We start from the raw sequence: 4,170 nt of genomic DNA, 5'->3' as shown, positions 1-4,170 counted from the left end.
TCGCGCTGACGTTCGCGGATCAGGGCGCGCTCGAACTCAGCGAAGGCTCCCATGACCGACAGCATCAGATTGGCCATCGGTGAGTCCTCGCCGGTGAACTTCAGCCCTTCTTTGACGAACTCCATGCGCACGCCCCGTTGTGTCAGCCCTTGGACGATGCGGCGCAGGTCATCAAGGTTGCGTGCCAGCCTGTCCATGCTATGCACCACCACGGTGTCGCCCTCGCGGACGAAGGCCAGCAGCCTTTCCAGCTCGGGACGCTGGGTGTCCTTGCCAGAAGCCTTGTCGGTGAACACCCGCGCCACCTGAACACCCTCCAATTGCCGTTCCGGGTTCTGGTCGAAGCTGCTGACGCGGACATAGCCGATGCGTTGACCTTGCAAGATGCCTCCAAAGGCAAAAGTGTCAGGATGAAATCTATTACCTTTGACGGAATATGTCAATCAATAGGAAATTTAACTCTATTCTGACATCGTTTGCACATGGTGTCGTTTTCAGAAGACGGCTGCACTGAACGTCAGAAGCCGACTGCACTATAGCAGCGGAGGGGTTGGATCCATCAGGCAACGACGGGCTGCTGCCGGCCATCAGCGGACGCAGGGAGGACTTTCCGCAACCGGCCGTTCGATGCGGCACCGATGGCCTTCGCGCAGGGGTAGTGAATCCGCCAGGATTGACTTGCGCTGCCCTACCTCTCACTAGTGAGGGGCGGCAGCGCATCAAGCGGTGAGCGCACTCCGGCACCGCCAACTTTCAGCACATGCGTGTAAATCATCGTCGTAGAGACGTCGGAATGGCCGAGCAGATCCTGCACGGTTCGAATGTCGTAACCGCTGCGGAGCAAGGCCGTCGCGAACGAGTGGCGGAGGGTGTGCGGTGTGGCGGGCTTCGTGATGCCTGCTTGTTCTACGGCACGTTTGAAGGCGCGCTGAAAGGTCTGGTCATACATGTGATGGCGACGCACGACACCGCTCCGTGGATCGGTCGAATGCGTGTGCTGCGCAAAAACCCAGAACCACGGCCAGGAATGCCCGGCGCGCGGATACTTCCGCTCAAGGGCGTCGGGAAGCGCAACGCCGCTGCGGCCCTCGGCCTGGTCCTTCAGCCACCATGCCCGTGCACGCGACAGCTGCTCGCGCAGGCTGGGTGCCAAGCTCTCGGGTAACATCAAGGCCCGATCCTTGGAGCCCTTGCCCTCCCGCACGATGATCGTGCCGTGATCGAAATCCAGATCCTTGACCCGCAGTTGCAAACCCTCACTGATCCGCATGCCCGTTCCATACAGAAGCTGGGCGAACAAACGATGCTCGCCTTCCAGAAAACCGAGGATGCGAACCACTTCATCCGGGGTCAGCACCACCGGCAAGCGCCGCGACGGCCGAGGTCTTCCGATCTCCTGAAGCCAGGGCAGATCCGTGCACAGCACCTTGCCGTAGAAGAACAGCAAGGCCGCCAATGCCTGACGATGCGTGGAGACCGAAACCTTGCGCTCGTTCGCCAGCCAGGACAGAAATGCCTCGACTTCGCTGCTGCCCAAGGTTGCCGGGTGACGCACACCGTGGAAACGGATGAAGGCACGAACCCAGTGGACATAAGCCTGTTCGGTTGGTAAGCTGTAATGCAAGTAGCGTATGCGCTCACGCAACTGGTCCAGAACCTTGACCGAACGCAGCGGTGGTAACGGCGCAGTGGCGGTTTTCATGGCTTGTTATGACTGTTTTTTTGTACAGTCTATGCCTCGGGCATCCAAGCAGCAAGCGCGTTACGCCGTGGGTCGATGTTTGATGTTATGGAGCAGCAACGATGTTACGCAGCAGGGCAGTCGCCCTAAAACAAAGTTAACCCAGGATGAGAACCTTGAAAGTATCATTGATGGCTGCGAAAGCGAAAAACGGCGTGATTGGTTGCGGTCCAGACATACCCTGGTCCGCGAAAGGGGAGCAGCTACTTTTTAAAGCATTGACCTACAATCAGTGGCTTCTGGTGGGTCGCAAGACGTTTGAATCTATGGGCGCACTCCCCAATAGGAAATACGCGGTCGTTACCCGCTCAGGTTGGACATCAAATGATGACAATGTAGTTGTATTTCAGTCAATCGAAGAGGCCATGGACAGGCTAGCTGAATTCACCGGTCACGTTATAGTGTCTGGTGGCGGAGAAATTTACCGAGAAACATTACCCATGGCCTCTACGCTCCACTTATCGACGATCGACATCGAGCCAGAGGGGGATGTTTTCTTCCCGAGTATTCCAAATACCTTCGAAGTTGTTTTTGAGCAACACTTTACTTCAAACATTAACTATTGCTATCAAATTTGGAAAAAGGGTTAACAAAGCTATGCAATCGACGGCAAAAAGCTTCGTTCGCTTCGCGCACTACGCCTTTTCCGCGATTGATAGCGACGTTATGCAGCCAAATCCCAACAATTAAGGGTCTTAAAATGGTAAAAGATTGGATTCCCATCTCTCATGATAATTACAAGCAGGTGCAAGGACCGTTCTATCATGGAACCAAAGCCAATTTGGCGATTGGTGACTTGCTAACCACAGGGTTCATCTCTCATTTCGAGGACGGTCGTATTCTTAAGCACATCTACTTTTCAGCCTTGATGGAGCCAGCAGTTTGGGGAGCTGAACTTGCTATGTCACTGTCTGGCCTCGAGGGTCGCGGCTACATATACATAGTTGAGCCAACAGGACCGTTCGAAGACGATCCGAATCTTACGAACAAAAAATTTCCCGGTAATCCAACACAGTCCTATAGAACCTGCGAACCCTTGAGAATTGTTGGCGTTGTTGAAGACTGGGAGGGGCATCCTGTTGAATTAATAAGGGGAATGTTGGATTCGTTAGAGGACTTAAAGCGCCGTGGTTTACACGTCATTGAAGACTAGTCCTTTGCATAACAAAGCCATCAAACCGGACGCCAGAGATTCCGCGCCTGTTGCGCATGGCTTCGCCATTTTATGCGCAATAGGCGCGCCACCCTGTCGCCGTTTATGGCGGCGTTAGGCCTCGCCGAAGCGAAAGATCGCTACTTGAAGTGTTGACGCCTTTGTTTTAAAGTTTCGCGTCTATCTTTCTGATTTTGTTAAAAAATCAGACTTTGATTAATCATGTTAGACGTCAGAGGTATTTTGACTTAAACGCCTCTGAGGTCGAATTAACGTTAGCCACCAAGAAGGTGCCATGAAAACATTTGCCGCATATGTAATTATCGCGTGTCTTTCGAGTACGGCATTAGCTGGTTCAATTACAGAAAATACGTCTTGGAACAAAGAGTTCTCTGCCGAAGCCGTCAATGGTGTCTTCGTGCTTTGTAAAAGTAGCAGTAAATCCTGCGCTACCAATGACTTAGCTCGTGCATCAAAGGAATATCTTCCAGCATCAACATTTAAGATCCCCAACGCAATTATCGGCCTAGAAACTGGTGTCATAAAGAATGAGCATCAGGTTTTCAAATGGGACGGAAAGCCAAGAGCCATGAAGCAATGGGAAAGAGACTTGACCTTAAGAGGGGCAATACAAGTTTCAGCTGTTCCCGTATTTCAACAAATCGCCAGAGAAGTTGGCGAAGTAAGAATGCAGAAATACCTTAAAAAATTTTCCTATGGCAACCAGAATATCAGTGGTGGCATTGACAAATTCTGGTTGGAAGGCCAGCTTAGAATTTCCGCAGTTAATCAAGTGGAGTTTCTAGAGTCTCTATATTTAAATAAATTGTCAGCATCTAAAGAAAACCAGCTAATAGTAAAAGAGGCTTTGGTAACGGAGGCGGCACCTGAATATCTAGTGCATTCAAAAACTGGTTTTTCTGGTGTGGGAACTGAGTCAAATCCTGGTGTCGCATGGTGGGTTGGGTGGGTTGAGAAGGAGACAGAGGTTTACTTTTTCGCCTTTAACATGGATATAGACAACGAAAGTAAGTTGCCGCTAAGAAAATCCATTCCCACCAAAATCATGGAAAGTGAGGGCATCATTGGTGGCTAAAACAAAGTTAAACATCATGAGGGAAGTGGTGATCGCCGAAGTATCGACTCAACTATCAGAGGTAGTTGGCGTCATCGAGCGCCATCTCGAACCGACGTTGCTGGCCGTACATTTGTACGGCTCCGCAGTGGATGGCGGCCTGAAGCCACACAGTGATATTGATTTGCTGGTTACGGTGAC

At 51.6% G+C, this 4,170-nt stretch carries 6 protein-coding genes; 4 read left to right on the top strand and 2 right to left on the bottom strand.

From position 1 onward, the window contains the following. Both G6Q48_RS21750 and intI1 read right to left on the bottom strand, forming a co-directional pair. Nucleotides 1–383 (bottom strand): recombinase family protein (locus tag G6Q48_RS21750; protein WP_166268374.1); only part of this gene is annotated, 383 nt, incomplete at its 3' end. Nucleotides 384–688: 305 nt separating this feature from the next. Further along, nucleotides 689–1,702, bottom strand: a complete 1,014-nt coding sequence (intI1, locus tag G6Q48_RS21745; RefSeq protein WP_000845039.1) for a class 1 integron integrase IntI1 — start codon at nucleotides 1,700–1,702, stop codon at nucleotides 689–691. Nucleotides 1,703–1,857: 155 nt separating this feature from the next. Here intI1 and dfrA14 point away from each other — a divergent pair, with 155 nt between their 5' ends. The 4 genes from dfrA14 to G6Q48_RS21725 form a co-directional block, all read left to right on the top strand. Beyond that, a complete protein-coding gene (dfrA14, locus tag G6Q48_RS21740) occupies nucleotides 1,858–2,331 on the top strand; it encodes a trimethoprim-resistant dihydrofolate reductase DfrA14 (RefSeq protein ID WP_004201280.1) in 474 nt (157 codons plus the stop codon). Nucleotides 2,332–2,441: 110 nt separating this feature from the next. Beyond that, nucleotides 2,442–2,894 carry an NAD(+)--rifampin ADP-ribosyltransferase Arr-2 gene (locus G6Q48_RS21735; RefSeq protein WP_000237816.1) on the top strand — a complete coding sequence of 151 codons (453 nt, stop codon included), beginning with the start codon at nucleotides 2,442–2,444 and terminating at the stop codon, nucleotides 2,892–2,894. Between the two features lie 295 nt (nucleotides 2,895–3,189). Next, entirely contained in the window at nucleotides 3,190–3,990 is an 801-nt protein-coding gene (locus G6Q48_RS21730; protein ID WP_000846390.1) for an oxacillin-hydrolyzing class D beta-lactamase OXA-10, read from the top strand. A gap of 16 nt (nucleotides 3,991–4,006) precedes the next feature. After that, on the top strand, nucleotides 4,007–4,170 hold a 164-nt coding region (locus tag G6Q48_RS21725; protein WP_207393066.1), incomplete at its 3' end, for a nucleotidyltransferase domain-containing protein.

It is taken from the genome of Providencia sp. M-27 (genome assembly GCF_011077905.1).
Taxonomy (GTDB): domain Bacteria; phylum Pseudomonadota; class Gammaproteobacteria; order Enterobacterales; family Enterobacteriaceae; genus Providencia; species Providencia huaxiensis.
The sequence above is the reverse complement of the archived record's forward strand: the minus strand, read 5'-3'. Positions and strand labels throughout refer to the sequence as shown.